Source organism: Kerstersia gyiorum, assembly GCF_048595715.1.
Taxonomy (GTDB): domain Bacteria; phylum Pseudomonadota; class Gammaproteobacteria; order Burkholderiales; family Burkholderiaceae_B; genus Kerstersia; species Kerstersia gyiorum.
On record NZ_CP169556.1, the window covers coordinates 3,054,556 to 3,068,969 of the forward strand.

Consider the following 14,414-nt stretch of genomic DNA (forward strand, 5'->3'; position numbering starts at 1 on the left):
ATGGGGAAAAATCCCGCGAATTATAGCCAAGCGTGAAAATTTTCAAACACCGGCCGTGACAAAAAAAACATGTACACGCGCAATTGCCCGCTGCGCGGCGTACGCCTCTGAAAAGCACCAGCCTTCCGCAGCCCTGTTTCAGGGCCGCCAGGCGGCTGGCACAGCGGCATTACTGCATATACATGCCACCGTTCACGTGCAGCGTGCTGCCCGTAATGTAACCTGCCTGCGGTCCGGCCAGGAAGGCCACCGCATGAGCGATATCCGCCGGATCGCCGAGGCGGCCCAGGGGAATCTGTGACAACAGCGCGCTGGTCTGATTTTCGCCCAGCGCACGCGTCATGTCAGTTTCGATGAAACCCGGCGCAACGCAGTTTACCGTGATTCCACGGCTGCCCAGCTCGCGGGCCAGCGCCCGGGCCATGCCGGCAACACCAGCCTTGGCGGCGGCATAGTTGGCCTGACCGGCATTGCCGCTGGCGCCAACGACCGACGTGATGTTGATGATACGGCCCCAGCGGGCCTTCATCATGGGGCGCATGACGGCGCGCGACATGCGGAACACCGCGGTGAGATTGGTTGCCAGCACGGCATCCCAATCTTCGTCCTTCATGCGCATGGCCAGCATGTCGCGGGTAATGCCCGCGTTGTTGACCAGGATGTGCGGGCCGCCCTGGGCCGCCAGCTCGTCGACCAGCGCCGTGCAGGCGGCGGGGTCATTGACATTGAGCACTACGCCGCGGCCGCCCTGGGCTGCCAGCGCTGCGCTGATGTCCTGCGCGCCCGATTCGGAAGTCGCCGTACCAATGACCGTCGCCCCGCGTGCCGCCAGCTCCAGCGCCACGGCGCGGCCGATACCACGGGAAGCCCCCGTCACCAGTGCAATCTTGTCCTGCAGTTCCATAATTCGTTCCTTGATCCTCAGGCGCCTGCCAGCGCGGCCAGGGCCGCTTCCAGCGAGGCAGGGTCAGCTACCGACAGGGCAGTGATTTCCGGTTCGATGCGGCGCACCAGGCCGGTCAGTACCTTGCCCGGCCCGAATTCGACGATATGGGTCACGCCCTGGGCGCGGAAGGCCTGGATCGTTTCCACCCAGCGCACCGGATGCCAGGCCTGGCGTACCAGCGCGTCGCGGATGGCGTCCGGGGACGTTTCCACGGCCACATCGACGTTATTGATGACAGGCACTTCAGGTGCATTGACCGCTACGCCCGCCAGCGCCTGCGCCAGCACATCGGCGGCCGGGCGCAGCAAGCTGGAATGGAACGGTGCAGAGACCGGCAATGGCAGCGCACGCTTGGCGCCAGCTGCCTTGGCACCTGCGCAGGCACGCTCGACCGCGCCTTTGTGGCCAGCGATCACGACTTGCGCAGGCGCATTGAAATTCACGGCTTCGACCACTTCGCCCTGGGCTACGTCACGGCAGACGGCACGCACGGTATCGTCGTCCAGGCCGAGAATGGCGGCCATGCCGCCCTCGCCCACCGGCACGGCCTGCTGCATGGCATTGGCGCGCACACGCACCAGCGGCACGGCATCGGCCAGCGACAGAGCGCCCGCCGCGACCAGCGCAGAATACTCGCCCAGGCTATGGCCTGCCATCACGGCGCCCTGCGCGCCACCCGCCGCGCGCCAGGCGCGGTAGGCTGCAACAGCAGCCACCAGCATGGCGGGCTGGGTATTGGTCGTCAGGTTGAGTTGTTCCGCAGGCCCCTGGGCGATCAGCGCGGCCAGGTCTTCACCCAGCGCTGCATTGGCTTCGGCGAGCACGGCAGCCACATCGGCCTGCCCGGCCCAGGCATCGAGCATGCCTACTGATTGCGAGCCCTGGCCCGGAAAGACGAACGCGAGTTTCATCAATGCGTCTCCTGTTTGATGATGTCTGGGGGCAATTACATGCGCACCAGCACCGAGCCCCAGGTGAAACCGCCACCCACGCCTTGCAGCAGCACATGCTGGCCAGGCTGGATGCGGCCATCGCGGCGCGCGGTATCCAGGGCCAGCGGCACGCTGGCGGCAGAGGTATTGGCGTGCTTGTCCAGCGTCACGACCACCCGTTCCAGCGGCACGCCCAGTTTGCGCGCCAGCATGGTCAGGATGCGGACATTGGCCTGGTGCGGCACCATCCAGTCGATATCGGCAAGGCTGATGCCAGCCTGCTCGCAGACGATGCGTGCGGAACGGTCCAGCACCGTGACGGCCTGCTTGAATACCGCCTGCCCGTCCATGCGCAGGAAGGGATCGCCAAAGACTTCACCATAGGCGACGTTACCCGCCGCGCATAGAATCTTGCTCTGCGAACCATCAGCCTGCAGGTGGGCGGCCAGCACGCCAGGCTGTTCGGCCGCACGCAGCACGACAGCACCGGCACCGTCGCCAAACAGCACGCAAGTGCCACGATCGCTCCAGTCAAGGATGCTGGAAAACACCTCAGCACCGATGACCAGCGCGCAACGCGCACGGCCCGCGCGGATGAAGGCATCCGCCGTGCTCAGTGCGTACACGAAACCACTGCAGACCGCCTGCACATCGAAGGCGGCGGCATTGGCCGCACCGATATTGGCCTGAACCAGGCAAGCGGTGCTGGGAAAAACGAAATCCGGTGTGGAGGTGGCCAGAATGATGAGATCGACCTCTTCCGCCTTGGCGCCGGCATTCTCCAGCGCAGCAAATGCCGCGCGTGTCGCCAGCTCGCTGGTGCGCACGCCGCGTTCGGCCAGGTGACGCTGCCGTATGCCTGTACGCGTCACAATCCACTCATCGGAGGTTTCCACGCCGCGCGCAGCCAGGTCGGCGGCCAGCTCATCGTTGGAAACACTGCGCGGCGGCAGGAAACTGCCCGTCCCGGCGATCACGGCATATTGCATAGCTTTTCCATTAAGTAGGCGTTTCCAGGGACTCGCCACCCTGCTGCGTCATCTGCGCAATATAGGATGCGGTACGTTCCAGCACGCCTTTCGCGACCGCGTCGCGCGCGCGCTGCAGCGCAAAGCCGAAAGCATAGCTATCTGCCGAGCCGTGGCTTTTGATGACCACGCCCCGCAAGCCCAGCAATGCTGCGCCATTGTAATGACGATGATCCATCCTATCCTTGAAACGATTGAGCACCGGCTTGGCGATCATTCCCGACATCATGGAATAGGCATTGCGCTGGAATTCCTCGCGGATCATGCTGCCCAGCATCTTGGCAATGCCTTCCATGGCCTTGAGCACGGCATTGCCGACAAAGCCATCGCAGACCACGACGTCCACCGTGCCCTTGAAGATGTCATTGCCTTCGACATTGCCGTAGAAATTCAGCGGGCTGTCGCGCAGCAGCACGGCGGCGTGCTTCACGACATCATTACCCTTGATGATTTCCTCGCCGATGTTCAGCAAGCCCACGCTAGGACGTGCAGACGCATCGCGCCCCTGTGCCAGGGCGGCGCCCATGATGCCGAATTGCAGCAGGTGCTCGGCGGAACAGTCGACGTTGGCGCCCAGGTCCAGCATGATCGTCGCCCCACCCAACTGGTTGGGAATGGACGTCGCGATCGCTGGCCGGTCAATGCCGTCCAGGGTTTTCAGCACATAGCGCGTAATCGCCATCCAGGCGCCGGTATTGCCGGCGGACACACAGGCATCCGCCCGCCCATCCTTGACAGCCTGGGCGGCCACGCGCATGGAGGAGTCTTTTTTGCGGCGCAAGGCCACTTCGACGGGATCGTCCATCGCCACGACTTCCGTGGCAGGCACGACTTCCACCCTGTCGGCGAGCACGCGCGAACGCGCATCAGCCGCCAATGCAGCAGATACGGCGCCAGGCTGCCCGACCAGCAGCAAATGGACATCAGCGAACCTGCTGGCAAAATCCAGCGCAGACGGTACCGTGACGGGCAGGCCGAAATCGCCACCCATGCAATCTATCGCGATGCGTATCACAATCGCCAGCTATTTGTTCGACAGCCCGGCGAGTATCGCCGGGCGTGTTTTTGCATCAGACCGCAGACCGTCAATTACTCGTCGTTCTTGGTCTTCAGCACCTTGCGGCCACGATACACGCCGTTGGGGCTGATGTGGTGGCGCAGGTGGATTTCGCCCGTGTTGGGCTCGATCGCCGTCGGCGGATTCGTGAGGAAATCATGCGAACGGTGCATGTTGCGCTTGGACGGACTCTTTTTGTTTTGTTGAACAGCCATGATGGACTCCTGGAAAACGGAACGGATTGTACGACAAGCCGGCCTGATTAACCGCTAACCCCTCGCCGGACACCCCGGCAAGGGCACTTTACTTTTTCAGTTTGGCCAGCACCGCGAAAGGTGAAGGCCGTTTTGCTGCGGGCGCTTCCTGCTCATCCCCGGCACCCGCCGCCGACGCGTCCGGGCAGACATCGTGCCGGGGCGCGTAGGGAATACTCAAAATCAACTCATCCTCGACCTGCTCCAGCAGATCGAAGCGCGACGAACCCAAAATTTTCTCTGGCTCATCCTCTTCGCCGTCATCGCCGGAATCATCCGACTCGGCGTCACCTTCAAGCCGGGCCTCGTCGGCGACAGGCTGCAACAGCGTATCGACATCGACCGGCCAGACAAACGGCACCAAACAGCGTTGGCACATCACGACTGGCTGCGCCTGCGCCCGCAGGCGCAACAACGATTCACCGTGGCGGCCGGCAACACCTTCAGCCTGCCAGCGCACCATGCCGGCCTCGCCCTGGGGCTGTTCCGGCAAATCCGACACCAGGCGCGTGAAGCGCGCCAGGGGCTGCTCGCCCCGGGTCTGGCGGCGTGTACGCACAAACGCGAAAATATCGACGACAGCACCCATGTCCAGCCCCTCGAAGCGAATGCGTTACCTGCTTGATCCGCCGCATGCTTGTTACGCTTGCCCCGTCAGGATCCCGGCTGGCGCACAAAAAAGACGCCCCCGGCCGAACCTCCGGCATCACCGGAATCGGTAAAACCCCCGGCAAAGCGGAAAGCCGCTACGGAACAAAACATAGCGAAACGGGCGATAATACCGTGATTGCAGATTGACCGTCAATTCCAGACTCGCATATGCCCTCCTCCCTGCCAGCCTCTTCCCCACATCCGCAGCTGATCCTCGCCTCGTCGTCCCGCTACCGCCGGGGCATGCTGGAACGGCTTGCCCTGCCTTTCGAAAGCATTTCACCCGATGTGGACGAAACGCCACAGCCCGGCGAAATGCCGGCCGCGCTGGCCCTGCGCCTGTCCATCGCCAAGGCCCAGGCGGTGGCGCGCCAGCGGCCCGGCAGCATTGTCATCGGCTCGGACCAGGTTGCAACACTGGGCAACGACCCCATCGGCAAACCCGGCAGTTTCGACAAGGCGCTGGAACAGTTGCGCCGCCTGTCCGGGCAAATCGTTACTTTTCATTCCGCGCTGGCGGTGACCGATGGCCATACCGTCCTGCACGACGACATCATCACCGAGTGCCATTTCCGTCAGCTGGACGATGCAGAAATCACCGCTTACCTGCTTGCTGACCAGCCCTTCGATACAGCCGGCAGCGCCAAGGCGGAAAGCCTGGGCATTACGCTGATGGAACGCATGCGCAGCGACGACCCCACGGCAATCATCGGCCTGCCGCTCATCGCGCTCAGCCGCATGCTGCGGCACTTCGGCCTGTCGGCCACTCAGGGAGCCGCGGCATGAACACCAGCGGCACCCTGCACCTGATTCCGGTCGGCCTGGGCGAAGATGCCCCCCTGTCCGCCTGGCTGCCCGAAGACACGCGCGCGCTGGCGGCGCGCCTGGATACCTATATCGCCGAGAACGCCAAGACCGCCCGCGCCTTCCTGAAACTGGTCGGCGCGGAAAAACCCTTGCGCGACATCACGATACACGCCATCGACGCCTCGACCGACGCGGCAACCATCACCCGCTGGCTCAAGCCCTTCCAGGCCGGCGGCGAAATCGGGCTGGTATCGGAAGCCGGCTGCCCGGCCGTGGCCGACCCTGGCGCCAATGCCGCCCGCGTGGCCCATGAGCTGGGTCTCAGGGTGCGCCCCTGGGTCGGCCCTTCCTCGCTGCTGCTCGGCCTGATGGCCAGCGGGTTGAATGGCCAGCAATTCGTTTTTCATGGCTATCCTCCCAAGGACGCCCCCTCGCGCGCACGCTCGCTGCAACAATGGGAACGCACCTCGGCCCAACTGTCACAAACACAGCTCTTCATTGAAACACCGTACCGCAATGCCGCCATGGTGGATGCGCTGCTGCAAACCCTGAGACCCGACACCCGGCTGTGCCTGGCCCGCGCCCTGACCACCGGCGATGAATGGGTGTGCACGCGCACCATCGCCGAATGGCGCAAGAACCCGCCGCCCGAGCTGGGCAAGCACCCGACCCTGTTCCTTTTCCTGGCCCACGGAAAATGACCCTCATGCGCAGCCTCCGCCTTTCCGCCCCGCAAGCCCGCATCCTTCCATGGCTGCGCCTGCGCCGCCATGGCCTAGCGGGATTGCTCTACGCACTGGCGCTGGCAGGCTGCGCGACGGCGCCATCACGGCCCTACACGCTGGACGACAGCCTGCAGGCTGCCAGCCAGAGCAGCCGCGTGCGCTTCATCGTGCTGCACTACACCGCTTCCGACCGCGCCCGTTCGCTGCAACTGCTGAGCCAGGGCAAGGTCAGCAGCCACTATCTGGTCAGCGACGAGCTGCCGGGCAAGGTCTATGCCCTGGTGGACGAAAACCGTGCCGCCTGGCATGCGGGCCCCAGCAGCTGGTACGGCTACACCTGGCTGAATGCCAGTTCCATCGGCATAGAAATCGTCAATCCCGGATGGGTCGACGACGGCCGCGGCGGCCGTGCCTGGCCCCACCCTTTCAGTGAAGCCCAGATCCAGGCCATCATCGCGCTGGTCCAGGACATTGCCCAGCGCCACGGCGTCGAGCCACGAAACATCGTGGCCCACAGTGATATCGCCCCTACCCGCAAACAGGACCCCGGCCCTCTCTTTCCCTGGAAGCGCCTGGCCGCAGCCGGCCTGGGCCGCTGGTACGACGAAGCGCTGGCCGCCGATTTCCGCCTGGCCTTCGAAGCCAAGGGCGTACCCGATGCCGCCTGGTTCCAGGAAAACCTGACCCGCGTCGGCTACGGTATCGAACGCACCGGCAACTTCGACGAAGCAACGATAAAAACCATTGCTGCGTTCCAGATGCACTATCGACCGGCGCGCAGCGACGGCCTGCCGGATGCAGAAACTGCGGCAGTCCTGCAAGCCCTGCGCTAGACCTGCTCCCCGACGCCCCCCGGCCCGGCCGGCACTGGACGCTCAGCCGCATAGGCCACGTCCAGAAAGCGCGCCAGCACCGGGGAATCATCATCCGTGCGCCAGACCAGCTCTAGATCGAGCTGCGTATCGAGGTCGGGCACCTTGTGGAACACGATCCCGTGAGGATGCATGACCCGGCTCACGCCGGGCACGATGGCAATGCCCATGCCCGCCGCCACCAGCCCCAGCATGACCAGGAAGTTGTTGCCCATCTGGACCACCCTGGGCTTGAAATTCAGGCGCCGGTATTCGCTTTCCACGTAATCATTGAAGTGCAGCGATGATTCCTTGGGTGTACCGATATAGGCCTCGCCGGACAGTTCGCACAGGCGCGCTGGCGGCGCACTGGCATAAGGCGAGTTCTCCGGTACGGCCAGCACCAGGCTTTCCTCGTGGATCAGGATGCCCGACAGCGCCGGATCCTCCCTGGGACGCATGAACATGAACCCCGCGTCCAGTTCCCCGCGGCGGATGGCGTCGAGCTGACCGCCCGATTGCAGCATGTTCAGCGCCAGCGTGACCTGGGGATGGTCATTCCGGAAGCGGGCCAACATGCTTCGTATCAGGGGCAGCCAGACGTGCTGCGGGCTGACCCCAAGGCGCAGGTTGCCCAGCACGCCTTCGCTGGCCTGGATAGCGTTGTTACAGGCCTGCGCCGTCTGCTGCAGGATGCGTACGGCGTCCTGGTAGAACTGCTGCCCCGCCGGCGTGAGCTTGACGCCCCGCGCATGCCGCACGAACAGCCGCACGCCCACGCTGTCCTCCAGGGATTGGATGGAGCGTGTCAGCGCAGGCTGCACCATGCACAGGATGCGGGCAGCGGAAGCAATATTCTCCTGCTGCGCCGCCACGACGAAATGACGCAAATGCCGCAACTCCATGCCACCCCCTGATATGCATTTAATGCATCAATACCTAAAAAATTAAGCACTTCTTTTTTATACCACCATTGGATACGCTAGCTGTCACAAAACATAAAACACGGCGGATCCATACCCTCGCGGGATGCCCGCTTCCCCTTCGGAGACAAACTGAATGACAGAGTTTCTGCAACAGCTGCTCTATGGATTATCCGTAGGCAGCACCTACGCGCTCATTGCCTTGGGCATCACCCTGGTCTATCGCGGCATGGACCTCATCAATTTCGCCCAGGGCGAACTGTTCATGGCAGGCGCCTTCATGGGCTATGTCTTTCATGTGGATGCCGGCCTGCCCATCTGGCTGGCGCTGCCTTGCGCCATGGCTTCCGCACTGGCGCTGGGCGCGGCGCTGGAACGCGTTTTCCTGCGGCGCATCGAGAACGCCAGCCCGCTCACCCTGTTCATGATGACCGTCGCGCTGTTCATCCTGCTGCGCAGCGCAGCCCAGCTCATTTTCGGTTCCTCGGCCTACCGCTTCCCGCCGTTCAGCGACAAGGTGATCGACATCGGCGGCGTGCAGATAGGCATGCAATATCTGCTCATCATCGCCGTGAGCCTGATCATGATGGCCGCGCTGTACTGGCTGTTCACGAAAACCAAGATCGGGCTGTCGGCGCGCGCCGTCGCGCAGGACAAGACCACGGCGCGCATGATGGGCATCAACGTCTCCCGCATCAACTGCTTCACCTACGCGCTCAGTGCACTGCTGGGAACAGTGGCCGGCGTCGTCTACGCTCCCATTGCCGTACTCAGCTTCGACATGGGCAACCTCATCATGCTCAAGGGCTTTACCGCCGCCCTGCTGGGCGGCCTGGGCCTGGTATCGGGCGCGGTGTTCGGTGGCTACGCCCTGGGCATCATCGAGCAGTTCGGTACGCTGGCGCTCAGCTCCGCCTACAAGGACATGGTGTCCTTTTCGATCCTGCTGCTGATCATCCTGCTCAAGCCCAACGGCATCCTGGGCAAGAAAGTCGTGAAAAAAGTCTGAGCGGAGCACGCCTGCCATGAATCGCAAATACCTTGCCGCCCTCGCGGCCATCCTGCTGTTGCTGCTGCCCGCGCTGCTCAACGATCCATTCATCACCCACTTGTCGATACGCGCGGCCACCTACGCCATCGTGGTCATGGGCCTGACCCTGTTCGTCGGCTGCACCGGGCAGATTTCGCTGGGCCATGCGGCCTTCTTCGGCCTGGCGGCCTATATCTCCGGCATCCTGGCCAAGGCCGGCGTGCCCTACCTGCTGGCCGCGCTCGGCGCTACCGCTGCCACCGGCCTGGTCGGCGCACTGGTAGGCATGATTGTGCTGCGCACCAGCGGGCATTACCTGGCGCTGGCCAGTATCGCCGTGGCCGTCATCATCCAGACGCTGATCAAGAACGCAACGATCACCGGCGGCCCCTCCGGCCTGACGGCCATCCCCGCGCCCGAGTTCTGGGGCTTCGAGCTCGACGGCGGCCTGGGCTATTACTACTACGTGCTCATCATCATGGCCCTGGGCCTGCTGATCCTGCACCGCATCGTGGCCTCCCGCACTGGCGACGCCCTGCAGGCCATCGCCAACAATGAACTGGCCGCACAGTCGCTGGGCATCCCGGTATTCCGCTACAAGGTCCTGTCCTTCACCATCAGCGTTCTTTTCGCGGCATTCGCCGGCACCTTACTGGCCCACTACGACGGCTTCATCGACCCCGACCGCCTGGGGACCAACGTGTCGATCCTGTTCCTGATCATGGCCTTCGTCGGCGGCATAGGCAGTCTGCCGGGCGCTTTGCTGGGTGCATTCTCGCTGACCATCATGGAGGAATACGCGCAGGAATTCGGCGAATACAACGTGCTGGTCTACGGCCTCATGCTGGCCCTGGTCATACTTTTCATGCCCAAAGGCCTGATTTCACTGATACAGCGCATTAGCAGCCGGGAGGCAAAATAAGATGTTGACCGTCAATAATGTCAGCCTGGCCTTCGGCGGCGTCCGGGCACTCACCGATGTCTCGTTCACCATCCAGCCCGGCACCGTGACCGGCCTGATCGGCCCCAATGGCGCAGGCAAGACCTCGCTGTTCAATGTCGTCAGCGGCATCTATACCCCGACCAGCGGCTCGGTGCATTTCGGCGAGCACGAGATCAGCAGGCTCTCGCTGCACCAGATCAACCGCCTGGGCGTAGCCCGTACCTTCCAGCACGTCATGGTATTTCCGGAACTGACGCTGGTGGAGAACGTCATGATCGGCCGCCAGGCCCGCACCCGCGCCGGCGTGTTCGCCTCCGTGCTGCGCACGCCAGGGGAACGCCGGGAGCGCGCAGCCACCCGCCAGCATGCGCTGGCGCTATTGGAAGATGTCGGCCTGGCCGGCAAGGCCGATGAACTGGCAGGCAACCTGCCCTATGGCGACCAGCGCCAGCTGGATATCGCCCGCGCCCTGGCGACCGACCCGCGCATCATCCTGCTCGACGAACCCGCTGCCGGCCTCAACCTGCAGGAACGCATCGCGCTCAAGGCGCTGGTGCGCCGGCTGCACGACAAGGGCTACACGGTGGTGCTCATCGAGCACGACATCCGGCTCGTCATGGAGCTGTGCAGCCATATCGTCGTCCTGAACTACGGCACCAAAATCGCCGATGGCACCCCGGAGGCCGTCCAGCAGGACCCTCAGGTCATCGCCGCCTATCTGGGCGAAGGAGCAAAACAAGCATGCTGAAACTAAACAATCTCAGTGCCCGATATGACCATATCGAAGCCCTGAAGGGCTGCTCCCTGGAAATTGCCGCTGGCGAGTTCGTTACCCTGATCGGCGCGAACGGCGCGGGCAAAAGCACCATGCTGAAGGCCATCCTGGGCCTGGTGCGGCCCAGCCAGGGCAACATCGAATTCGACGGCAAGAGCCTGGCCGGCCAATCGACCGAGTCCATCGTGCGCAGCGGTATCAGCATCGTGCCCGAGGGCCGACGCGTGTTCCCGGACTTCACCGTCGCCGAGAATCTCATGATAGGCGCGCAGATCCGCAACGCCTCCAAGGACGACATCGAGACTGATCTGGAACGGATCGTCGCGCAGTTCCCGCGCCTCAAGGAACGCTGGCAGCAACGCGCCGGCACCATGAGCGGCGGTGAACAGCAGATGGTGGCGATCGGCCGCGCACTGATGAGCCGCCCGCGCCTGCTGCTGCTGGATGAACCCTCGCTGGGACTGGCGCCGCTGGTCGTGGTTGAACTGATGGAAAAACTCAAGGAAATCCATCAGGCTGGCACCACGATTTTTCTGGTGGAACAGAACGTCACCCTGGCCTTGCAGACCGCCCAGCGCGGTTACCTCATGGAAACCGGCCATATCGTCGGCGCCGATAGCGCCGCCGCGCTGCTGGCCAGCGATACCGTCAGGAAGGCCTATCTGGGCATAGAAGATTAAGCAGGATCAGTTAAGCAGGCATAAGCCCGCGTCATCGCACGCCGCGCTGCGCGGGCACCTATCTTGATAACAAGGAGAGAGACATGCAACATCATCAACCCAAACTGCGCCTGGGCATCCTGGCCGCCGTCCTGCTCGCGGTCGGACTGAGCGCCTGCAACCGCAACGACACCCAGGCCTCGCAACCGGCTGCGAGCACCAGCGGCACGGCGGGCGCCGACAGCAGCCCGCAGGCCATGCGCCTGGGCTTCATCGAATCCATTACCGGCCCGGGTGCCGCCTACGGCGAAGCCCACTACAAGGGCACGCGCCTGGCCATAGACCTGATCAATGCGGAAGGCGGCGTTAACGGCCAGGCCATAGAAATCTTCGCGGAAGACGACAAAAGCGATCCCACGGCCGGCATCAACGCAGCCAAGAAGCTGATTTCCCAACGCAATGTCGATGTCATCGCAGGCTCGTCCGCCAGCCTCGTCACCATTGCATTCTCACGGGAAAATGAAAAATCCAAGATTCCGCTGGTCGTGGGCGTGGCCGGCTCGCCGACCATCACCAACCAGGGATACGGCTATGTCTGGCGCGTCAATGTGACCGACAATCAGCTCGATGCCAAGGCCATGGAGCATTTCTTCACGGAACACGGCAAGCGCCGCTTCGCTTTCCTGGCCGAAAACTCCGATTACGGCAAGCCGCCCACCAAGGGTGCGGCCGACCTGATCCGTTCACTGGGCGGTGAAGTCGTGGCATACGAAGAATACAACCGCGGCGAAACCGACTTCAAGGCGCAGCTGACCAATATCCGCAAGCAGAACCCCGACGTTCTGCTGGTTCATGGCTACTACACCGAAGGCTCCATCATTGCACGCCAGGTCAAAGAGCTGGGCATAGAAGGCCAACTTGTCGTGAACATGGGACAAGGTGTTCCCAAGTTCGCCGAACTGGCCGGCAACGCTGCGGAAGGCGTCATCTTCCCGACCAACTGGGCCGCCGGCTCCGACCCGCGCCATGCTGCCTTCGAAGCCGCCTTCAAGCAGAAGTACGGCACCGAGGCCAGCGCATTTGACGCGGCAGCCTTCGCCGCAGTCGAAGCCATCGTGGAAGCGGCGCGCCGGGGCGGCGGCAACCGCGCGGCGGATATCCAGAAGGGCCTGGCGATGCTCGATGGATCCGAAACGCTGCTGGGCCCCATCCAGTGGGACAGCAATAACCAGAATGACGGCAAGGTGCTGCTGGCCCGCTTCGAAAACGGCCAGATCGTCCCCGTCGAGCAATAACCCCCACCCAGGCCGCCAGGCTGGCGGCCTGCCTCTTTCCGCCCCCAATTCCGTTTACTCCCGACTCATGGATACATACGAATATTGTGATGGCATTGACCTCGCCACAGCCGTCAGGCGGGCCGAAGTGTCTGCCGAAGAACTGCTGCAGGAAGCCATCGCCCGGGTCAAGGCGCTCAACCCGGCACTCAATTGCATCGCCTATTACGACGCCCAGGCTGGGCGCGACAGCATAGGCCAGGCCAGCCCTAATGGCCCGTTCTATGGCGTCCCCTTCCTGCTGAAAGACCTGTCGGCAACGGCTGCCGGCCTGCCGCTGGGCAACGGCTCTCGCTTTTTCCAGGGCGAACGCTCTACCGAGGATTCGGAACTGGTGGCACGCTACCGCCGTGCCGGACTGGTTATTTTCGGTACCACTACCACACCCGAATTCGGGGCCAATTGCACCACCGAAGCCCTTGCCTATGGCGGTCCGACCCGCAATCCCTGGGATCTGAACCGATCCGGCGGCGGCTCCAGCGGCGGCTCGGCCGTGGCTGTCGCCGCAGGCATCGTGCCGGTAGCCCATGGTGGCGATGGCGGCGGTTCGCTGCGTATCCCGGCCTCGGCCTGCGGCCTGTTCGGCTTCAAGCCTTCGCGCATGCGCAACCCCACCGGCCCCACTGGGGGCGAGGGCTGGGGCGGGCTGGCGGGCGACAACGTCATTTCGCGTTCGGTGCGCGACAGCGCCGCCATGCTGGACTTCAGCCATGGCATGGACGCAGGCACGCCCTATGCCGCGCCGCCTTTCAGCGGCTCCTTCCTCAAGGCAGCCGGCCAGCCTCCCGGAAAACTGCGCATCGGCCTGATCACCCGCTCGCCTTCCGGCGAACCCGTCCATCCCGACTGCCTGGCTGCCGCCGAGGATGCCGCCGCGCTTTGCGCCTCGCTGGGCCATCAAGTCGAACCCACCGACTTCCCGGCGGCAATCGACTATGAACGTTTCGGTCACGCCATGCGCCTGATCGTCGCCTCCGGCATGGCCTCCGCCATCCGCGCCCGCGAGCAGGCGCTGGGACGCCACGCCACCCATGATGACCTGGAACTATCTGTCTTCAGCGCCGTCGAGTTTGCCCGCAGCCATTCCGCCGTCGAATATTTCGATTCGGTCAGCATGATGCACAGCATCGGGCGCCATCTGGGACGCCTGATGGGCCAATACGATGTCCTGCTGACCCCAACCCTGACGGAGCCGCCGGTCGAGCTGGGCCGCTATGCCGCAGACAAGGAATATGTCGCGCACCGCAGCGCCACGCTGAAATACACCGCGTTCCTGCCCTATTTCAATGCCAGCGGCCAGCCGGCCATGTCGGTTCCGCTGTACTGGAATGAAGACGGACTGCCCATTGGCGTGCAATTTGCCGCCGCACTGGGCGGAGAAGCCTTGTTATTCAGCCTGGCCAGCCAGCTGGAAGCCGCCCGTCCATGGTTCCACCGCCGGCCGGATTGTCTGGTCGCCACCCCAGCCACGGTGGCATAAGCCCCATCGCCGGGCGATC

Annotated in this window: 17 protein-coding genes; 10 read left to right on the forward strand and 7 right to left on the reverse strand. The window is 63.7% G+C overall.

From position 1 onward, the window contains the following. Positions 1 to 169: 169 nt before the first annotated feature. The 6 genes from fabG to ACEW7X_RS13370 form a co-directional block, all read right to left on the reverse strand. Positions 170 to 904, reverse strand: coding sequence for a 3-oxoacyl-ACP reductase FabG (gene fabG / locus ACEW7X_RS13345; protein ID WP_127775039.1), 735 nt, complete (start codon positions 902 to 904; stop codon positions 170 to 172). 17 nt (positions 905 to 921) lie between these two features. Then, positions 922 to 1,857, reverse strand: a complete 936-nt coding sequence (gene fabD / locus ACEW7X_RS13350) for an ACP S-malonyltransferase (protein ID WP_420177300.1) — start codon at positions 1,855 to 1,857, stop codon at positions 922 to 924. Between the two features lie 35 nt (positions 1,858 to 1,892). Further along, positions 1,893 to 2,867, reverse strand: coding sequence for a beta-ketoacyl-ACP synthase III (locus ACEW7X_RS13355; RefSeq protein ID WP_278857685.1), 975 nt, complete (start codon positions 2,865 to 2,867; stop codon positions 1,893 to 1,895). A gap of 10 nt (positions 2,868 to 2,877) precedes the next feature. Beyond that, on the reverse strand, positions 2,878 to 3,921 hold the full coding sequence (gene plsX / locus ACEW7X_RS13360; RefSeq protein WP_420177301.1) for a phosphate acyltransferase PlsX: 1,044 nt from the start codon (positions 3,919 to 3,921) through the stop codon (positions 2,878 to 2,880). 74 nt (positions 3,922 to 3,995) lie between these two features. After that, the gene (rpmF, locus tag ACEW7X_RS13365; protein ID WP_068366782.1) at positions 3,996 to 4,178 is read right to left on the reverse strand and encodes a 50S ribosomal protein L32; all 183 of its coding nucleotides are present in this window, start codon (positions 4,176 to 4,178) and stop codon (positions 3,996 to 3,998) included. Positions 4,179 to 4,266: 88 nt separating this feature from the next. Further along, complete coding sequence (locus ACEW7X_RS13370; protein WP_253099639.1) at positions 4,267 to 4,806, reverse strand: YceD family protein; 540 nt, start codon at positions 4,804 to 4,806, stop codon at positions 4,267 to 4,269. A 44-nt stretch (positions 4,807 to 4,850) separates the two neighbouring features. Between ACEW7X_RS13370 and ACEW7X_RS13375 the strand changes: the two genes are divergently transcribed. The 4 genes from ACEW7X_RS13375 to ACEW7X_RS13390 are packed head-to-tail and all read left to right on the forward strand — an operon-like array spanning position 4,851 to position 7,233. Further along, entirely contained in the window at positions 4,851 to 5,015 is a 165-nt protein-coding gene (locus ACEW7X_RS13375; protein ID WP_420177302.1) for a hypothetical protein, read from the forward strand. A 33-nt stretch (positions 5,016 to 5,048) separates the two neighbouring features. Next, positions 5,049 to 5,654 carry a Maf family nucleotide pyrophosphatase gene (locus ACEW7X_RS13380; RefSeq protein ID WP_372726476.1) on the forward strand — a complete coding sequence of 202 codons (606 nt, stop codon included), beginning with the start codon at positions 5,049 to 5,051 and terminating at the stop codon, positions 5,652 to 5,654. Further along, the gene (locus ACEW7X_RS13385) at positions 5,651 to 6,376 is read left to right on the forward strand and encodes an SAM-dependent methyltransferase (protein ID WP_068366788.1); all 726 of its coding nucleotides are present in this window, start codon (positions 5,651 to 5,653) and stop codon (positions 6,374 to 6,376) included. The genes ACEW7X_RS13380 and ACEW7X_RS13385 overlap by 4 nt, the downstream gene beginning before the upstream one ends. Positions 6,377 to 6,381: 5 nt before the next feature. Then, on the forward strand, positions 6,382 to 7,233 hold the full coding sequence (locus ACEW7X_RS13390; RefSeq protein ID WP_420177303.1) for an N-acetylmuramoyl-L-alanine amidase: 852 nt from the start codon (positions 6,382 to 6,384) through the stop codon (positions 7,231 to 7,233). Here ACEW7X_RS13390 and ACEW7X_RS13395 read toward each other — a convergent pair. Next, entirely contained in the window at positions 7,230 to 8,141 is a 912-nt protein-coding gene (locus ACEW7X_RS13395; RefSeq protein WP_420177304.1) for a LysR family transcriptional regulator, read from the reverse strand. The genes ACEW7X_RS13390 and ACEW7X_RS13395 overlap by 4 nt on opposite strands. Before the next feature lie 169 nt (positions 8,142 to 8,310). Between ACEW7X_RS13395 and ACEW7X_RS13400 the strand changes: the two genes are divergently transcribed. The 6 genes from ACEW7X_RS13400 (at position 8,311) to ACEW7X_RS13425 (ending at position 14,395) form a co-directional block, all read left to right on the forward strand. Then, positions 8,311 to 9,183 carry a branched-chain amino acid ABC transporter permease gene (locus ACEW7X_RS13400; protein ID WP_068366792.1) on the forward strand — a complete coding sequence of 291 codons (873 nt, stop codon included), beginning with the start codon at positions 8,311 to 8,313 and terminating at the stop codon, positions 9,181 to 9,183. A 16-nt stretch (positions 9,184 to 9,199) separates the two neighbouring features. Further along, on the forward strand, positions 9,200 to 10,126 hold the full coding sequence (locus ACEW7X_RS13405; RefSeq protein ID WP_127775046.1) for a branched-chain amino acid ABC transporter permease: 927 nt from the start codon (positions 9,200 to 9,202) through the stop codon (positions 10,124 to 10,126). 1 nt (position 10,127) lies between these two features. Further along, on the forward strand, positions 10,128 to 10,895 hold the full coding sequence (locus ACEW7X_RS13410; RefSeq protein ID WP_068366796.1) for an ABC transporter ATP-binding protein: 768 nt from the start codon (positions 10,128 to 10,130) through the stop codon (positions 10,893 to 10,895). After that, on the forward strand, positions 10,889 to 11,602 hold the full coding sequence (locus tag ACEW7X_RS13415; protein ID WP_420177305.1) for an ABC transporter ATP-binding protein: 714 nt from the start codon (positions 10,889 to 10,891) through the stop codon (positions 11,600 to 11,602). The genes ACEW7X_RS13410 and ACEW7X_RS13415 overlap by 7 nt, the downstream gene beginning before the upstream one ends. 83 nt (positions 11,603 to 11,685) lie before the next feature. Then, positions 11,686 to 12,876, forward strand: a complete 1,191-nt coding sequence (locus ACEW7X_RS13420) for an ABC transporter substrate-binding protein (RefSeq protein WP_420177306.1) — start codon at positions 11,686 to 11,688, stop codon at positions 12,874 to 12,876. A 67-nt stretch (positions 12,877 to 12,943) separates the two neighbouring features. Continuing rightward, complete coding sequence (locus ACEW7X_RS13425) at positions 12,944 to 14,395, forward strand: amidase (protein ID WP_420177307.1); 1,452 nt, start codon at positions 12,944 to 12,946, stop codon at positions 14,393 to 14,395. Positions 14,396 to 14,414: the final 19 nt, after the last annotated feature.